The organism is Albimonas sp. (genome assembly GCF_055129145.1).
Map to the genome: position 1 here is coordinate 1 of NZ_JBSRTQ010000019.1, position 17,011 is coordinate 17,011.

At 72.3% G+C, this 17,011-nt stretch carries 19 protein-coding genes; 11 read left to right on the forward strand and 8 right to left on the reverse strand.

The window, feature by feature from the left end; genetic code table 11:
- The 7 genes from ACTB72_RS05315 to cysK form a co-directional block, all read left to right on the forward strand.
- Positions 1-580, forward strand: a 580-nt coding sequence (locus tag ACTB72_RS05315) for an MFS transporter (RefSeq protein ID WP_463035944.1), incomplete at its 5' end; no start/stop codon positions are given.
- 133 nt (positions 581-713) lie between these two features.
- On the forward strand, positions 714-1,433 hold the full coding sequence (gene nth, locus ACTB72_RS05320; protein WP_463035945.1) for an endonuclease III: 720 nt from the start codon (positions 714-716) through the stop codon (positions 1,431-1,433).
- Positions 1,430-2,431, forward strand: coding sequence for an adenosine kinase (locus ACTB72_RS05325; protein ID WP_463035946.1), 1,002 nt, complete (start codon positions 1,430-1,432; stop codon positions 2,429-2,431). Before nth ends, ACTB72_RS05325 begins: the two co-directional genes overlap by 4 nt.
- Before the next feature lie 138 nt (positions 2,432-2,569).
- A complete protein-coding gene (gene coaBC, locus ACTB72_RS05330) occupies positions 2,570-3,811 on the forward strand; it encodes a bifunctional phosphopantothenoylcysteine decarboxylase/phosphopantothenate--cysteine ligase CoaBC (RefSeq protein ID WP_463035947.1) in 1,242 nt (413 codons plus the stop codon).
- On the forward strand, positions 3,808-4,290 hold the full coding sequence (dut, locus tag ACTB72_RS05335; RefSeq protein ID WP_463035948.1) for a dUTP diphosphatase: 483 nt from the start codon (positions 3,808-3,810) through the stop codon (positions 4,288-4,290). The genes coaBC and dut overlap by 4 nt, the downstream gene beginning before the upstream one ends.
- 2 nt (positions 4,291-4,292) lie before the next feature.
- Positions 4,293-4,742: an RrF2 family transcriptional regulator gene (locus tag ACTB72_RS05340; protein WP_463035949.1), complete on the forward strand. Its 450-nt coding sequence runs from the start codon at positions 4,293-4,295 to the stop codon at positions 4,740-4,742.
- A gap of 57 nt (positions 4,743-4,799) precedes the next feature.
- Positions 4,800-5,795, forward strand: a complete 996-nt coding sequence (gene cysK / locus ACTB72_RS05345; protein ID WP_463035950.1) for a cysteine synthase A — start codon at positions 4,800-4,802, stop codon at positions 5,793-5,795.
- A gap of 160 nt (positions 5,796-5,955) precedes the next feature.
- Here cysK and ACTB72_RS05350 read toward each other — a convergent pair whose 3' ends face one another.
- Positions 5,956-7,185 carry an FAD-dependent monooxygenase gene (locus ACTB72_RS05350; RefSeq protein ID WP_463035951.1) on the reverse strand — a complete coding sequence of 410 codons (1,230 nt, stop codon included), beginning with the start codon at positions 7,183-7,185 and terminating at the stop codon, positions 5,956-5,958.
- Between the two features lie 96 nt (positions 7,186-7,281).
- Here ACTB72_RS05350 and ACTB72_RS05355 point away from each other — a divergent pair, with 96 nt between their 5' ends.
- Positions 7,282-8,619, forward strand: a complete 1,338-nt coding sequence (locus ACTB72_RS05355) for an amidase (RefSeq protein WP_463035952.1) — start codon at positions 7,282-7,284, stop codon at positions 8,617-8,619.
- A gap of 198 nt (positions 8,620-8,817) precedes the next feature.
- On the opposite strand, the gene miaB is transcribed toward ACTB72_RS05355, so the two are convergent.
- The 7 genes from miaB to ACTB72_RS05390 all read right to left on the reverse strand — a co-directional run bounded on the left by miaB (position 8,818) and on the right by ACTB72_RS05390 (position 13,925).
- A complete protein-coding gene (gene miaB, locus ACTB72_RS05360) occupies positions 8,818-10,122 on the reverse strand; it encodes a tRNA (N6-isopentenyl adenosine(37)-C2)-methylthiotransferase MiaB (protein WP_463035953.1) in 1,305 nt (434 codons plus the stop codon).
- A gap of 91 nt (positions 10,123-10,213) precedes the next feature.
- Entirely contained in the window at positions 10,214-10,618 is a 405-nt protein-coding gene (locus ACTB72_RS05365) for a GFA family protein (RefSeq protein WP_463035954.1), read from the reverse strand.
- Positions 10,619-10,741: 123 nt separating this feature from the next.
- Positions 10,742-11,158, reverse strand: coding sequence for a Ros/MucR family transcriptional regulator (locus ACTB72_RS05370; protein ID WP_463035955.1), 417 nt, complete (start codon positions 11,156-11,158; stop codon positions 10,742-10,744).
- A gap of 219 nt (positions 11,159-11,377) precedes the next feature.
- A complete protein-coding gene (locus tag ACTB72_RS05375) occupies positions 11,378-11,926 on the reverse strand; it encodes a GNAT family N-acetyltransferase (protein WP_463035956.1) in 549 nt (182 codons plus the stop codon).
- Positions 11,923-12,723: a tRNA (adenosine(37)-N6)-threonylcarbamoyltransferase complex dimerization subunit type 1 TsaB gene (gene tsaB / locus ACTB72_RS05380; protein ID WP_463035957.1), complete on the reverse strand. Its 801-nt coding sequence runs from the start codon at positions 12,721-12,723 to the stop codon at positions 11,923-11,925. The genes ACTB72_RS05375 and tsaB overlap by 4 nt, the downstream gene beginning before the upstream one ends.
- A 16-nt stretch (positions 12,724-12,739) precedes the next feature.
- Positions 12,740-13,315: a NifU family protein gene (locus ACTB72_RS05385; RefSeq protein WP_463035958.1), complete on the reverse strand. Its 576-nt coding sequence runs from the start codon at positions 13,313-13,315 to the stop codon at positions 12,740-12,742.
- A gap of 154 nt (positions 13,316-13,469) precedes the next feature.
- On the reverse strand, positions 13,470-13,925 hold the full coding sequence (locus ACTB72_RS05390) for a universal stress protein (RefSeq protein WP_463035959.1): 456 nt from the start codon (positions 13,923-13,925) through the stop codon (positions 13,470-13,472).
- 165 nt (positions 13,926-14,090) lie between these two features.
- Between ACTB72_RS05390 and ACTB72_RS05395 the strand changes: the two genes are divergently transcribed.
- The 3 genes from ACTB72_RS05395 to ACTB72_RS05405 are packed head-to-tail and all read left to right on the forward strand — an operon-like array spanning position 14,091 to position 17,007.
- Positions 14,091-15,386, forward strand: a complete 1,296-nt coding sequence (locus ACTB72_RS05395; RefSeq protein ID WP_463035960.1) for an amidohydrolase family protein — start codon at positions 14,091-14,093, stop codon at positions 15,384-15,386.
- Complete coding sequence (locus ACTB72_RS05400; RefSeq protein ID WP_463035961.1) at positions 15,383-16,207, forward strand: purine-nucleoside phosphorylase; 825 nt, start codon at positions 15,383-15,385, stop codon at positions 16,205-16,207. The genes ACTB72_RS05395 and ACTB72_RS05400 overlap by 4 nt, the downstream gene beginning before the upstream one ends.
- Complete coding sequence (locus tag ACTB72_RS05405; protein ID WP_463035962.1) at positions 16,204-17,007, forward strand: SDR family NAD(P)-dependent oxidoreductase; 804 nt, start codon at positions 16,204-16,206, stop codon at positions 17,005-17,007. Before ACTB72_RS05400 ends, ACTB72_RS05405 begins: the two co-directional genes overlap by 4 nt.
- The last annotated feature ends 4 nt before the right edge of the window (positions 17,008-17,011 follow it).

The following is a 17,011-nucleotide window of genomic DNA, read 5'->3' on the forward strand; positions in this document are numbered from 1 at the left end:
GATGGCCGAGGGCGCCCGCTACGTCGCCGGCCATCCGATGATCCGCGACGCGATCCTGCTGACCGCCGTGGTCTCGCTGCCCGCCCGCGGGGCGCTGGAACTGCTGCCGGTCGCGGCCGACGGGCTCTATGGTCGGGGCGCGAGCGGCTTCGGGGCGCTGACCGCAACGGCGGGGGCCGGGGCGGTGATCGCGGCGCTGTGGCTCGCCCGCGGCCGGCCGGGGCCCGAGCAGATGCGTCGGCGCGCCATGGTCTGCGCCGCGATCTCGCTGGCCTGCGTGGCGCTTCTGGGCCTGATCGAGAGCTGGCCGGCCGCCATCGCGCTGGTCGCCGGCCTGGGCTTTCTTGGCACCGCGGTAGGCGTGTCGAACCAGACCATCGCCCAGACCCAGACCTCCGACGACCGGCGCGGGCGGGTGATGTCGCTGTGGCTGCTGGTGGCGATCGGCGGGACGTCTCTGGGCGCGATCGGCATCGGCGTGCTGTCGGACCTGATCGGCATCCGCCCGGCCCTGCTCGCGGTCACCATGGTCGCCGCCATCGGCCTCGCCGCGATCTGGCGGTTTTCGGAGCGCGCCTAGGCTCGGCGCCCGTCCCGACCCGCGCCCCCGGCTCCGCGCGCCGCGGGCGCCCCGATCCCGCCCGCGCGTCGCCGGCGCGGCGCCTCTCTCCCCGCTTGCGCCCCGCCCCGCCTCCGGGGCAAGGTCCGGCGCCATGACAGCCCAGCTCCCCTACGCCGCCATCTCCGAGATCTTCCGCCGCTTCCAGCAGGAGGAGGCCGAGCCGAAAGGCGAGCTCGAGCACGTCAATGCCTTCACCCTGCTGGTCGCCGTCGCGCTCTCCGCCCAGGCCACCGACAAGGGGGTCAACCGCGCCACCCGCGCGCTGTTCGCCATCGCCGACACGCCCGAGAAAATGCTGGCGCTGGGCGAAGAGGGGCTGACCGCGCATATCAAGACCATCGGGCTCTTCCGCAACAAGGCCAAGAACGTCATCGCCCTGTCGCGCCGGCTGATCGATGAATTCGACGGAGAAGTCCCGTCGTCGCGCGCCGCCCTCGAATCCCTGCCCGGGGTGGGGCGCAAGACCGCCAACGTCGTGCTCAACATGTGGTTCGGTCATCCGGCGCAGGCGGTGGACACCCATATCTTCCGGGTCGGCAATCGCACCGGCCTCGCGCCCGGCAAGGACGTGGTCGCGGTCGAGCGCGCCATCGAGGATCACGTCCCCGCCCCCTACCAGAAGCACGCCCATCATTGGCTGATCCTTCATGGTCGCTATGTATGCCTCGCCCGCAAACCGGGCTGCCCGGACTGTCTGATCGCCGACCTCTGCGGCTTCGAGGAGAAGACGCTCCCCGAGGTCCCCAAACCCATTCGCGCCCGCAAGGCCGCGCTCAAGTCCACCCAAACGCCTCCTGAGGAGCCCGCATGAGCGATAAACGCTTCCACGTCGTCGGCATCGGCAACGCCATGGTGGACGTGCTCGCGCGCGTCTCCGACGAATTCCTGACCCGCAACGCCGTCGAAAAGGGCATCATGACCCTGATCGACGCCGAACGCGCCGTCGCGCTTTACGGCGCGATGGGTCCGGCGCAGGAGATCTCGGGCGGCTCGGTCGCCAACACCATCGCCGGGCTCGGCATGCTCGGCGCGAAGGCGGCCTTCGTGGGCAAGGTCAAGGACGACCAGCTGGGCGCGATCTTCGCCCATGACATCCGCTCGCTCGGCGTCGCCTTCGACACGCCGATGACCGGCCGGGAACGGCTGGACGAGGAGACCGGGCGCTGCATCGTGCTGGTCTCGCCGGATGGCGAGCGGTCGATGAACACCTATCTCGGCGTCTCGGCCGACCTCGCCGCCTCGGATATCGACGAGGCGCTGATGGCGGACACCGACTGGCTCTACCTCGAGGGCTACCGCTTCGACGGGTTCGAGAGCCAGGAGGCGTTCCGCAAGGCCATCGCCGCCTGTCGGGGCGCGGGGGGCAAGGTCTCCATCACCCTGTCGGACCCGTTCTGCATCGAGCGTCACCGCGATCTTTTCCGCGCCATGGTGCGCGACGAGGTCGATCTGCTCTTCGCCAACGAGCATGAGCTGGTGTCGCTCTACCAGACCGAGACGCTGGAGGACGCGATGGACGCGGCCCGCAAGGAGGTCGAGCTGGTCGCCTGCACCGTGGGTCCCGCCGGCGCCTATGTGCTGAAAGGCGACCGCACCGTGCACGCGCCCGCCGCGCCGATGGCGCGGGTGGACGCGACCGGGGCGGGCGACATGTTCGCGGCGGGCTTCCTCTACGGCCTGACCCGCGGGCGCAACCTGCTGACCTGCGGCACCATGGGCTGCGTGGCGGCGGGGGAGATCATCTCCCATATCGGCGCCCGGCCCGAAGAGAACCTCAAGTCCCTGTTCGACAGGTTCGGCCTGAACTGAGGCCCCGCCGGCCGGGCTCGCGCCCGGTCGGCGCCTCCCCCACGGGCTTTCCGTTAATCCACGCCTTGCCGCGCCCTCCGGCGCAAACTACGTTCCGCTCTCGTGAATGCGCGCCAACTCCCGCGGAAGGGTGGCCAAATGCTTCAGGGCAAGCGGATACTGCTGGTGATCGGCGGCGGCATCGCCGCCTTCAAGGCGCTGGACCTGATCCGGCGGCTGCGGGCGCGCGGGGCCGAAGTGGTTCCGGCGATGACGGCTGCGGCCGAGCATTTCGTGACGCCGCTCTCGGTTTCCTCGCTGGCCGGGGTGGCGGTGCATCGCGCCCTCTTCGACCTGACCAAGGAAGCGGAGATGGGGCATATCCAGTTGTCCCGCGCCGCCGATCTGGTGGTGGTGGTCCCCGCCACCGCCGACCTGATGGCGAAGATGGCGGGCGGGCATGCCGACGACCTGCCCTCGACCCTGCTGATGGCCACCGACAAGCGGGTGCTGATCGCGCCCGCGATGAACGTGCGGATGTGGGAGCATCCCGCGACACAGCGCAATCTCGCGACGCTGATCGCCGACGGCGTGCTGGTCTGCGGACCCGACGACGGCGACATGGCCTGCGGCGAGTTCGGGCCCGGCCGGATGTCGGAGCCCGAGACCATCCTCGCCGCCATCGAGACCGCGCTCGCCTCCGGCCCGCTGGTCGGCAAGCGGGTGCTGATCACGTCCGGCCCGACGCATGAGCCGATCGACCCGGTGCGCTACATCGCCAACCGATCTTCGGGCGCGCAGGGCACGGCGCTGGCCGAGGCGCTGCGGGATCTGGGGGCCGAGGTGGTGTTCGTCACCGGCCCCGCCGCCGTCGCCCGCCCCACAGGGACCCGGGTGGTGGAGGTCGAATCGGCCCGCGACATGCTCGACGCGGTGGAGGCGGCGCTCGCCCCCGAAGCCCCCGTGGTCGACGCCGCGATCTTCGCCGCCGCGGTGGCGGACTGGCGGGTCGCCTCGGCGTCCACCTCGAAGATCAAGAAGCGCGCCGACGGGACCACGCCGGCCCTGGAATTCGCCGAAAACCCCGACATTCTGCGCACCGTCGCCCGGCGGGCGGAGGGGCGGCCCGGTCTGGTGGTCGGCTTCGCGGCCGAGACCGACGACGTCGTCGCCCACGCCGCCGCCAAGCGGCTGCGAAAAGGCTGCGACTGGATCGTGGCCAACGATGTCTCGCCCGGCACCGGCATCATGGGCGGCACCGAAAATGCCGTGACCCTGATCACCGCGGCTGGATCCGAGAACTGGCCGCGCCTGACCAAGACCGAGACGGCGCGCCGCCTCGCCGCCCGCATCGCCGCCCACCTGACCGGGCCGGACCACGCGGACCGGGGGGCCGCATGACCGCGCCCCTCTCCGGCCCCGAAGTGGCGCTGATGCGCCTGCCCCATCACGACGCGGCCCTGCCCCTGCCGGCCTATGAGACGCCCGGCGCCGCGGGCATGGACCTGCGCGCCTGCTTTCCTGAGCGCGACCCGAAAACCCTCGCCCCCGGCGCCCGGGCGCTGATCCCCACCGGGCTCGCCATGGCCCTGCCCGTGGGGTGGGAAGGCCAGGTCCGCCCCCGCTCCGGCCTCGCGCTGAAACGCGGGCTGACGGTGGCCAATGCGCCCGGCACCATCGACAGCGACTATCGCGGCGAGATCGGGGTGATCCTCATCAATCTGGGGACCGAGCCCGTCGAGATCGCCCATGGCGACCGCATCGCCCAGCTGGTCATCGCCCCCGCCCCGCAAGCGCGGTGGAGGGAGGTCGAGACCCTCGACGACACCGCGCGCGGCGCAGGGGGCTTCGGCTCCACCGGCATGGGGGGAAAGACCTGACCATGCTGAAACTGACCCGCAAGACCCTGCTCGCCATCGAGGCGGTGGCCGACATCGCCTACAACGCCCGCCCCGACCCGGTGCAGGCCCGCGACGTGACCGAACGCCAGGGCATCCCGCAGCGCTATCTCGAACAGGTCATGCAGGCCCTGGTGCGCGCCGGCGTGCTCAAGGGGGTGCGCGGCCCCCGCGGCGGCTATACCCTGGCGCGGGAGCGGCGGCGGATCACGGTGGGCGAAGTGGTCCGCGTGGTCTCGACGCTCGACCAGGAGGACGGCGACGAGGGCGTGACCTCGGCGCTGGGCCTCGGCGTGGTGGCCCCGGTGTGGGAGGAGATGCAGCGTGAGCTGCTCGACCGGCTCGACCGGATCACCATGGAAGATCTGTGCCGCGAGGCGCAGCGCAAGCGGGTGCCGCGCGCCGACGAGGCGCGCCCCGATTTCACCATCTGATCCGCCGCGGGGGGCCTGGACCGGCCCCGACGTGGCGACGCAGGGAGGACCCCGACGATGAACGCTCCTGGACCGCACGACGCCGCGATCGCCACCCATGGCCGCTACACGCCGCCGCGGGGGCGCATCTACGACGACATCACCCAGACCATCGGGGCGACGCCGCTCGTGCGCCTCGGCCGGATCGCGGTGGAGCTGGACCTGAAGGCGGAGATCCTGGCCAAGCTGGAGTTCTTCAACCCGCTGAGCTCGGTCAAGGACCGCATCGGGGTCGCGATGATCGAGAGCCTGGAGCGTCAGGGACGCCTCGGCCCCGACACCACGGTGATCGAGCCGACGTCCGGCAACACCGGCATCGCGCTCGCCTTCGCCTGCGCTGCGCGCGGCCGCAAGCTGATCCTGTGCATGCCCGAGAGCATGTCGATCGAGCGGCGCAAGATGCTCGCCCTGCTCGGCGCGAAGCTGGAGCTGACCGACCCCGCCAAGGGGATGCGCGGCTCGATCCAGCGGGCGGAGGAGCTGGCCGAGGAGATCGGCGACTCGGTGATCCCCCAGCAGTTCGAGAACACCGCCAACCCCGCGATCCACGAGGCGACGACCGCCGAGGAGATCTGGGCCGACTGCGGCGGAGAGATCGACGTGTTCATCTCGGGCGTCGGCACCGGGGGCACGCTGACCGGCGTGGGCCGGGTGCTGAAGGCCCGCGCGCCCCATGTGCGCATCGTGGCGGTGGAGCCGGAGGACAGCCCGGTGCTGTCGGGCGGCGAGCCGGGGCCGCACAAGATCCAGGGCATCGGGGCGGGGTTCGTGCCGGGCAATCTCGACCGGGCGCTGATCGACGAGGTGCTGACCATCGGCAACGAGACGGCGTTCGAGATGGCGCGGCGGCTGGCCTCCACCGAAGGCATTCCGGGGGGGATTTCGTCGGGCGCGGCCATCGCCGCGGCCATCGAGATCGCGGAGCGGCCGGAAATGGCCGGCAAGCGCATCGTCGCGATCCTGCCGAGTTTCGCCGAGCGCTACCTGTCGACCGCGCTCTTCGACGGGCTCTGAGCCCCGGCCGCGCGCCCTGCCGCCATGCGCGGCGCAGCGCGGGGCCGGAGAGGGGGCGCGGCGGGTTTGCACCCGCCCTACGCTTCCGAGCCGACGGGGCCGAGCCGTAGGGCGGGCGCCCCGTCGCAAGCCGAGCCGCCGGCGCGCTCAGCCGGCTTCCTCAGACGGGCAGGCCGCGCAGCATCCGGGGCACGTCGCCCGACAGGCCCGCGGCCTCGCGCATGAAGAAGCGCCGCGCCGGGGCGAGACGCCCGGCGAGCTTCAGGCCCGCGTCGCGCAGCAGGCGCAGGCCCGGATCGTCGTTGGAAAACAGGCGGTTGACCGCATCCATCCCCAGCGCCATCGAGACGCCGTCGAAGCGCCGCCAGCGGGAATAGCGCTCGAGCACGGTGATGGCGCCGATGTCCTCGCCGCGCCGCCGCGCCTCGGCCAGCACTTCGGCAAGGGCCGCCGCATCGCGCAGCCCGAGGTTCAGCCCCTGGCCGGCGATGGGATGCACGGCATGGGCGGCGTCGCCGACCAGCGCCAGCCGCGGCCGCGCCCAGTCGGAGGCCACCGACAGCTTCAGCGGATAGCGCCAGCGCCGCCCGGCGAGGCGCACCGCGCCCAGCGCGCCGCCGAGCCGGGCCTCGATCTCCGCCAGATAGTCCGCGTCGGGCAGCGCGTGGATCCGCGCCGCCTCGCCGCTGCGCTCGGTCCAGACCAGCGAGCTGCGATGCCCGCCCGCCAGCGGCAGCACCGCGAACGGCCCGCCGGGCATGAAGCGCTGGCGGGCGACGCCCTCGTGGTCCGCGTCATGTTCGATGGCCGAAACCAGGCCGGTCTGGTCATATCCCCAACCCACACGCCGGATGCCGGCGCGCCGGGCGACCGCGCTGTCGCGCCCGTCGCAGGCGATCATCAGGGGCGCGCGCAGGATGGCGCCGCCGGCGAGATCCGCCTCGGCCCATCCCGGGCCCTGGCGGGTGGCGACCACCTCCGCCCCGCCGCGGATCTCGACGCCCGGATGCGCCATCGCCGCTTTCAGCAGCGCCGGGCGCAGCGCACGGTCCTCGAGGATCACGCTGACCGGGCCGTCATCGAGCTCGGCATGGTCGAAATGCGCCAGCGCCGGGGTGGGGCCGGCGCCCGGCCGCGCATCCTCCAGCGCCACACGGGCGACCGGCTGGGCCGCGGCCGAGACCGCGTCCCATACCCCCGCCACCTTGAGAAACCGCTGCGAGCCGAGGCCGAGATTGTAGGCTCGTCCGTCGAATTCCGCCGCCCGCTCCAGGTCCGTCGCCGCCGCGTCCAGCACCACGACCTTCAGCCCCGCGCAGGCGAGCGCCAACGCCGTCGCCGGGCCGTTCAGCCCGCCCCCCACGATCACCGCATCCGCATCCATGTTCATGCGCCGAGAGATGGGGCGCGCGCCCCCGATTGTCCATTCCTCACCGCCTCGTTACCGTGCGGCCGGAAAGCGCGGACCAACAGGAGGGCGGGGCACATGAGCGACAGCTGGCGGAGCATGACGGCGGCGGATCTGGGCCGCGGCATCGGCGCGGGAGAGATCGATCCGGTCGCCCTGGCCGAGACCTTCCTCGCGGCGACGGCGGCGCATCCCGAGCGCGACCGCATCTACGTGACCATGACGGCGGAACGCGCCCATGCCGAGGCCGAGGCCGCCGCGACGCGCGCCCGCCTCGGGACCCGGCGCCATCTGCTCGACGGCGTGCCGATCTCCTGGAAGGATCTTTACGAGGTGGCGGGGACCCGGGCCTCGGCGGGCTCGGCGATGCTCGACGACCGGCCGCTGGCGGATGCGGATTGCCCGGCGCTCGCCCGCGCCACGGCCGCCGGCATGGTCTGCCTCGGCAAGACCCACATGACCGAACTGGCCTTTTCGGGGCTGGGCGTGAACCCGGTGACGGCGACGTCGCCCAACCCGCATGACCCGGACTGGGCGCCGGGGGGATCTTCGTCGGGGGCCGCGGCCTCGGTCGCCTTCGGGCTGGCGGCGGCCGGGATCGGATCCGACACCGGCGGCTCGGTCCGCATCCCGGCGGCCTGGCAGAACCTCACCGGGCTCAAGACCACGCTGGGGCTGATCCCGGTGGAGGGCTCGGTTCCGCTCTCGGCGGCCTTCGACACGGTCGGGCCGCTCTGCCGGTCGGTGGAGGACGCGGCCGAGATCACCGCGATCATGGCGGGCGGGGCCGCCCCGGACCTGGGCGCGGCGAGCCTCGCGGGCAAGCGGATCCTCATCGACGAGACCACGATGCTGGCGGGGGCCGAGGCCGCGCCGGTCGCGGCCTTCGAGGCGGGCATCGCCCGGCTGGAGGCCGCGGGCGCGGTGGTGACCCGGGCCGAGATCCCGGAATTCGCCCAGGTGCTGCCGATCTCCGGCACGCTGGTCGCCGGCGAGGCCTGGGCGCAGTGGGGGGAGACCATCGAGGCGCGCGGCGACCGCATGTTCCACCAGATCCGCAACCGCACCCGGGGCGGGGCGGCATTCTCGGCGGCGGATTACCTGCGGGCGATGAATCGTTTGCGGGCGCTGCGGGCGAGCTACCTCGCGCGGGTGGCCGGCTTCGACGCGGTGGCGGCGCCCACGGCCCCGATCCAGCCGCCTTCGGTGTCGCGTCTGCTGTCGGACGATGACTATTACGAGCGGATCAACCTGATGGCGCTGCGCAACACAAGGATCGGCAACCTGCTGGGGCTCTGCGCGCTGACCCTGCCGCTGCCGGTCCCGGGCTGCGGGCTGATGCTGATGGCGAAGCCGTTCGACGAGGGGGCTTTGTGCCGGCTCGGCAAGGCGGCGGAGGACGCGCTCGTCGCCTGAGGACGGGAGCCGCGCGACGACCCGGGCGCCGGCGGCCCCGGGGCGCCCGCGCGGCGTTGGACCGGGGGCGCCGGGGGGCGACGTCTCCCGGCTCCGCCTGCCGTGCGGGGATAGCGCCGGGGGCGACCGGCGCCACGACGCAACGCCGCGCGGGCGCCCCGGGGCCGCCGGCGCGACCGCGGCGCGCGGCTCCCGGCCTCAGCCCGCCAGGCGCCCGGAGAGGGAATTCGTCGAGGACGCGATCACCTCGACCCCGATCACCTGGCCCGCGACCTCCGGCCCCGCATCGAAATGCACCGCGTGCAGCCAGGGCGATTTGCCGACCATCTGCCCCGGCATCCGCCCGGCCTTCTCCACCAGCACCGGCAGGGTCCGCCCGACCATCGAGACCTGGAAGGCCTTCTGGTCCGCCTCGATCTTCGCCTGCAGGCGGTGCAGCCGCTCGGTCATCACCGCCTCTTCCACCTGATCGCCCGCCCCAGCCGCCGGCGTGCCGGGACGCGAGGAATACTTGAACGAATAGGCCGAGCCGTAGGAGACCGCATCGCACAGATCCAGGGTCGCCTGGAAATCCGCCTCGGTCTCCCCCGGGAAGCCCACGATGAAATCCCCCGACAGCGCGATGTCGGGGCGCGCCGCGCGGATCCGGTCGATCAGGCGCAGATACCCCTCCGCCGTGTGTCGCCGGTTCATCGCCCTGAGGATCGCGTCCGACCCCGACTGCACCGGCAAGTGCAGGTAAGGCATCAGCTTTTCCAGCCCGCCATGCGCCTCGATCAGATCCTCGCCCATGTCGTTGGGATGCGAGGTGGTGTAGCGCAGCCGGGCGATCCCCTCGATCCCCGACAGCGCCTCCAGCAGGCGGGCCAGCGTCCAGTCCGACCCGTCGGGCCCCGCCCCATGATAGGCGTTGACGTTCTGGCCCAGCAGGGTGATCTCGCGCACGCCCTGATCGGCCAGCGCCTTCGCCTCGTCGATCAGACGGGCGGCGGGGCGCGAGACCTCGGCCCCGCGGGTATAGGGCACCACGCAGAAGGCGCAGAACTTGTCGCAGCCCTCCTGCACCGTCAGGAAGGCCGAGGGCGCCCGGCGCCGCGGCGCGGGCGCCATGTTGGAGAACTTGTCCTCCAGCGGAAACTCGGTATCCACGCCGCCGTCGCGCACCAGCTTGGGCAGGCGGTGATAGGCCTGCGGGCCGACCACGAAATCCACCGCCGACTGCCGGCGCTGGATCTCCGGCCCTTCGGCCTGGGCGACGCAGCCGGCGACGCCGATCTTCAGATCGGGGCGCGCATCCTTCAGCCGCTTCAGCCGGCCGAGCTCGGAATACACCTTCTCCGCCGCCTTCTCGCGGATATGGCAGGTGTTGAGCACGATCAGGTCGGCGTCGTCGGGGGTGTCGGTCTGCTCATAGCCCTCGGCGACCATCACGCCGGCCATGCGCTCGGCGTCGTAGACGTTCATCTGACAGCCATAGGCCTTGATGAAGAGCTTGCGGGCCATGGGCGGGGCTCCCTCGGGCATGCGGAACGGGGACGGAACGCGTAGGCGCGGGGCTTATCAGGTTCCCCCCCCGCCACGCAACGCCGGGGGGTCAGGCGGGCGCAGGCCGCCCTTCGGGATGGGCGGGGATGCCGTCGGGCGGCTCCAGCAGGGGCGAGGCCTCGGACATCCAGATATGCAGCGCCGGGCGCAGCGGCGGCGGGGCGTCGAGCGTCGCCACGTGGAGGATCACGTGGTCCTCGCCCTCCCGCTCCACCATCAGATGAGCGCCGCAGGACGGGCAGAACCAGCGGCGCTTGCCGGGCGAGCTTTCGTGATGCGCCACCAGCAGCGCGCCCATGGTCCAGGAGAACTGGTCCCGCGGCGCGCGGGCGGTGGCGGCGAAGGCGCTGGCATGGGCCTTCTGGCAGGTGCGGCAATGGCAGAGCGCGACCGGCGTGGTCAGCGCCCCGCTCTCATAAGCGACGCCCCCGCAGAGGCAGCTTCCGTGCAGCATGTCCTAGCCTCTCGCCTGGACCCCGTCCGCGAAAACGCGAACGGCGCACGAGTTGCTCCCGCGCGCCGTCCGATCATCGGTCCGTGGCCCCGGCCCGCGCAAGCGCGCGAACGGGGCGCGGGATCACTTCGCCTTGGGCTTGCGGCCGAGGCCGATCTGCTTGGCCAGTTCCTGGCGCTTGCGGGCGTAGGCCGGGGCGACCATCGGGTAGTCGCCGGACAGGCCCCACTTGGCGCGGTAATCTTCGGGGGTCATGTCGTAGGCGGTCTTCAGATGCCGCTTGAGCATCTTCAGTTTCTTGCCGTCTTCGAGGCAGATGATGAATTCGTCGGTCACCGACTTCTTCACCGGCACCGCCGGCACCAGCTCTTCCACCGGCTCCGGCGTGTCGGAGGCCAGCTCGGACAGTTTGGTGAACACCTGCTCGATGAGCCCGGTCAGTTCCTGCGGGGAGACCGTGTTGTTGGACACATGAGAAGACACGATGTCGGCCGTGAGGGCGAGGACTTCGGATTTCTCGATATTCTGGGTGTCGGACATATTTTCTCTCGACCTTCGGGCGTTTGGCTCGGATCACGGCGAGGCCGACGGTTGAACGCGGGGGGCTATGATCGGGCCGGGCAATTCATTACTGCGAGCGTCATAGATTGGCGCTATTCGAAGGTCAATTCTTTTTGCGGCGTGGTTGTCGTGAAGTTTATCCGACCCGGCCAAGGTTCATCTGCGCCATCGCGTCCGATTTCGCGCAGTCATGAAGGATCAAGCCTCGAACCCAGGGGCTTCGGCTTCGGTTTCTCGACGAATGCCGCGAAGGTCGCAGGACATTACCACGGCGTCGGCGCGGTCTCCGGACAGCAGCCGGTAGTAATCGCGCCGCTGGCCCACCGGAATCCAGCCCATGTCGAGATAGAGCGCGCGGGCGGCGTCGTTGGGTTCGGCCACTTCCAGAAACGCCGACTCCGCGCCCAGCGCCGCGGCCCGACGGGCGAAACGCGCCAGCAGGAGGCGGGCGAGGCCGCGGCGGCGCGCCCGGGGGCGGGTGGCGATGGTGACCAGCTCGGCCTCCGGCCCCACCACGCGGCCGAGCATCAGGGCGTCGGGCATCAGCGCGCGGAAGGCGCCGGGGCTGGCGCAGAAGCCGATGAATTCCCGCGGCGCCCAGGGGCGGATCGCCTTGGGGCCGGCGAAGGCGGCGGCGTGGATGGCGGCGGCGGCCTCGGCCTCGGCCTCGGTCATCGCCGGGTCGGCCATGGGCAGGTCGAAGGACAGGGCCTCCCCGCCCGGATCGTCGCCCGGATCGGAGGTCATCGCGGGGCGGCGTCGGGCAGCAGGGTCGGGGCGATCTCGCGCGATGGCGCGGCGTCGGCCGGGCGGGGATAGCAGGGCGCGGGCGGGGGAAGCCGGGCGCCGGGGGCGAGCCGGTCGAGCGCGGCGCCCGCCAGCCGCCCGATGGCGGCGGGGTCGGCGAGATCGCCCAGATCGCCGAGCGTCGTGGCGAAGCCGCGCCCCTCCAGCATCGCCGACAGGCGCGGCGCCGCCGGGCCGCAGACCCGGACCGGGCCGGCGACCGCGGAGCCGGAGAGCGCCCCGGCCAGCCCGGCCTCGATGTCCTCGGGCGCGCCCTGGACCAGCGGGGCGAGGGCGCGCGGCGCCTCGCCGGCGCGAAGTTCGAAAGCCTGGGCGTGGATCTCGTCGCGCCGCGCTTCGGAGGCGACCACGATGCGCAAGGCGGCGTCCGGGTCGCCCCCGGTCAGGCGCAGGCCGAGGCCCCAGCCTTCCGTCTCCGCCAGCGCGACCAGCCGGCCGACGCCCAGCGCCGGGCGCCCGGTCGACAATGCCAGCCCGCGGGCGGCGGCGACGGCGATGCGGACCCCGGTGAAATTGCCCGGCCCCTCGCAGACCGCGAAGCCGCGCAGGTCGCGGGGGGCGAGGGACAATTCGGTCAGCAGTTCGGCGATCATCGGCATCAGGCGCTCGGCCTGGCCGCGGCTCATCGGCTCCAGCCGCTCCGCCGCCACGCGGCCGTCGATCATGATCGCGGCCGCGCATTGCGCGGCCGAGCTGTCGATGGCCAACACGGGGCCCGCCGGGTAGGGAGCGGTCACGCCCGGCCCTCCGGCGTCAGAGCTGGACGCCGACCGGGCGCACCTCGGACACTTCGGGGATGTAGTGCTTGAGCAGGTTCTCGATGCCCATCTTCAGGGTCATGGTCGAGGACGGGCAGCCGGCGCAGGCGCCCTGCATGTGCAGGTAGACCACGCCGCGGTCGAAGCCGTGGAAGGTGATGTCGCCGCCGTCCTGGGCGACCGCCGGACGCACGCGGGTGTCCAGAAGCTCCTTGATCTGCACGACGATCTCGCCGTCGGGGCCGTCATGATCGGCATGGCCGGTCTGGGCCGACTGGGCGGCGTCGCCCTCGATCGCGGGGGCGCCGGACTGGAAATGCTCCAGGATCGCGCCCAGCACGCCGGGCTTGAGATGCGCCCAGTCGAGCGGCTCGGCCTTGGTGACGGTGATGAAGTCGGGGCCGAGAAACACCCCCTCCACCCCGTCGACCGCGAAGATGCGCGTGGCGAGCGGCGAGGCGGCGGCCCCGGCCTTGGCCGGAAAGTCGGCGGAGCCCGCCTGCATCACGGTCTGGCCGGGCAGGAATTTCAGCGTCGCCGGGTTCGGCGTGGATTCGGTCTGAATGAACATGGCGCGGCCCTCCGTTTCAGGTCCTCATGTGGACCCATGGCGCGGCGAAATCAAGAATCATTCCAAACTGAGCGATCCCGTCCCGCCCCGCGACGCCTCCCAGGCGAGCACGTCGCTGTCCCGCGACGCCCCTCAGGCGAGCACGTCGCTGTCCTCAGGCGAGCGCGATCACCTGGTCGCGCGACAGGGCGCCGGGCACGACGGTGACCGGCACCGGCAGGTCGCCGGCGAGCTTGCCGACCAGATGGGCGACCAGCGGCCCCGGCCCGTTCTCCACCCCCGCCCCCAGCACGAGGACCCCGATTTCCGGATCCTCCTTGATCTGGGCCAGCACCTGTTCGACCGGCTCGCCCTCCCGGATCACGAATTCGGGGTAGATCCCGACGTTTTCGGTGACCTTGCCGGCGACTTCCTGGAACCGCGCCTCGGCCGCGTCGCGGGCCTCCTGGCGCATGATGTCCTGCACGCCCATCCAGTGCTGGAACTCGGTGGGGCGCAGGATGAACATCATCTGCAACCCGCCGCCCGTCGCCTTGGCCCGACGGGCGGCGAAGCGGATGGCGTTCATGCATTCGGGCGTTTCGTCGACGACGACGAGGAACTTGCGCATCGGGTCCTTCGCGGAGGCTGCGGTCGGGAACCCATTGTCCTGCAACCGCGACGGGCGCGCAAGCGGCGTGCGCCATCCCCCGCCTTCCGGCCATGCCCCGCCTTCCCAACCTGCGCCCCGGCCGATAGGCTCCGCCCGCCCAGCCCCAGCCGACGGAGCGCCGAGATGACCGACCTCATCATCAACAACGCCACGCTCGTCACCGCCGACCGGGCGGGAACCGTGCTGACCGGCGGCATCGCCGTCGCAGATGGCCGCATCACCCATCTGGGCGCGGTCCCCGACCGCGCGCAGGAGGTGGTCGACGCGCAGGGCGGCATCGTCATGCCGGGCCTGGTCAACACCCATTGCCACGCCGCCGACAGCCTGTTCCGCGGGCTGATCGAGAACCTGCCGCTGGAGCCCTGGCTGCAGACCGTGTGGAAGGCCGAGGGCGCGATCCTGTCGGCCGCCACCTGCCGGCTCGGCGCGCGGCTGGGTTTCGCGGAGCTGCTGCTCTCGGGCTGCACCTCGGTCGTCGACATGTTCTGGCATCCGCATTCCACGGCGCGGGCGGGGGCCGAGCTCGGCCTGCGCGTCTCCTGCGGGGGCCTCTTCTTCGATTTCCCCGGCATGGACGGCAAGACCGCCGAGACCCGCCTGCCCGACGCCGAGGCCTTTTTCCGCGACCACCCCAGGACCGACCGCCTGCGCCCCGGGACCTTCCCGCATGGCGCCTACACGGTGGGGCCCGAGAACCTGCAGGCCGCCAAGCGCCTTGCCAACGACCACGGCGCGCTCTTCTCCATCCACGCCGCGGAGACGAAGGTCGAGCAGCGGACGGTTCAGGACAGTTACGGAGCCTCCGTCCTCCGCCACATGGACGCGCTGGGGATTCTGGATCCGCGCACCATCCTCGCCCATTGCGTGCACTGCGACGACGAGGAGATCGCCATTCTGGCCCGCACCGGCGCGGTGGTGGCGCATAATCCGGTGTCGAACCTCAAGCTCGCCTCCGGCTTCGCGCGCATTCCGGAGATGCTGGAGGCGGGGGTGCATGTGACGCTCGGCACCGACGGCGCGATCTCGGGCAACGACATCGACATGTGGCTGGCGCTGCGGCTGGCGGCCACCCTGCACAAGGCCGTGACCGGGCGCGCCGCCGTCATCACCACGCGCGAGGCGCTGCACATGGCGACGCTGGCGGGGGCCGAGGCGATGGGGCTCGGCGCCGTTACCGGCTCGCTGGAAATCGGCAAGGCCGCGGATCTGGTGGTGCTCGACGCCTCCGCCCCCCATGCGGTCCCGATGTTCGACCCGCTGACCCATATCGTTTATTCCGCCGGCCGCGCCGACGTCCGCCATGTCTTCGTCGACGGGCAATGGCGGGTGCGCGACCGGACGCTCACCGTTTTCGACATGACCGACACGCTGGACGAGATCCGCGCCCTGGTCCCCGCCATCAAGGAATCCATCGCATGAGCCTCACCGCCCGCCTCGAAGCCGCCGCCTCGGTCGTCGTCCCCCGCATGGGGGGGCCGGTGGAGATCGCGCTGGCGCTCGGCTCCGGCCTCGGCGGCCTCGCCGACGCGGTGACCGACGCGGTGACCATCCCTTATCATGAGATCCCGGGCTTTCCGGTCTCCACCGCGCCGACCCATGCCGGGCGCTTCGTGATCGGCACGCTGCACGGCAAGCGCGCGGCGCTGATGCAGGGGCGGCTGCATCTTTACGAGGGGTGGAGCGCGCAGGATGTGGCGCTTCCCGTCTGGCTGATGAACCGGATGGGGGCGCAGGTCTATATCGCGACCAACGCCGCCGGCGCCCTGAACCCGGGCCTGAAGCCCGGCACGCCGATGCTGATCGAGGATCACCTGAACTTCACCGGGACCAACCCGCTGATCGGGTCGAACAACGAGGCGATCGGCGCGCGCTTTCCCGACATGTCCCGCGCCTATTGCCCCAGGCTGCGGGCGGCGGCGGTCGCGGCCGCGGAAAAGGCCGGGGAACCGATGGCCGCCGGCATCTACGCCGGCATCACCGGCCCGTCGCTGGAGACCTCGGCCGAACGTCGCTGGCTCCGCTCCACGGGGGCGGACGCGGTGGGGATGTCGACGGTGCTGGAGGTGATCGCGGCCAACCATTGCGGGATGAGGGCGCTGGGGCTCTCGGCCATTACGAATGCCGCGGATGGCGGCCCGGACCAGCAGCCCGACACCATCGAGCAGGTGCTGGAGCATGCCGCCCATGCCGGGGCGCGGATGGCCCGAATCCTCGAAGCGCTGGTCCCCGAACTGGCATGACCCGCCCCCGCCGCGATCCCCGCCGCGACGCGGCGCCCGGGACGCCCCCCGCCGCCCGCGACCTGCTGGCGCTGGACGGGCGCCGGGCGCTGGTCACCGGGGCATCCGGGGGACTGGGCGCGGCGGCGGCCCGACGGCTGGCGGAGGCCGGAGCCTTCGTGATCTGCCATGCCGCGACAAGGCCCGAGCGGGCCCGCGCGCTCGCCGCCAGCCTGCGCGCGGCGGGGCTGGAGGCGGATGCCGGCCAGGCCGACCTCACCTTGCCCGGCGCGGCGGAGGCGCTGCTCGCCGATGGCGGCGGGGCCGATCTGCTGGTCCACGCCGCCGCCCGCCAGGACATGGGCGCGCTGAACGGCATGGGGGCGGAGGACTGGGCCGCGGTGCTGGGCGCCAATCTGGGCGCGGCGCGGGCGCTGCTGACCGCCTTCGCCGCCCAGAAGGGGCCCCCGCCCCGCGCGGCGGTCCTGATCTCGTCCATCGAGGCCGCCCGCCCCCTGCCCGGCCACGCGGCCTACGCCGCCTCCAAGGCCGCGGTGGAGTCCCTGGTGCGCTCGGCGGCGACGGAGCTTGCGCCGATGCGGGTCAACGGCCTCGCCCCCGGCCTGATCGCCCGGCCGGGACTGGCCGAGCAATGGCCCGAAGGGCTCGCCCGCTGGAACGCCGCCGCGCCGCTCGGCCGCCCCGCCGAACCCGTCGAAATCGCCGACGCGGCGCTCTTTCTCGTCTCCGACGCCGCGCGGTTCGTCACCGGGACCACGCTGGTCGTCGACGGCGGATTGTCCGCCGGCCCCGGCTGGTGAAACC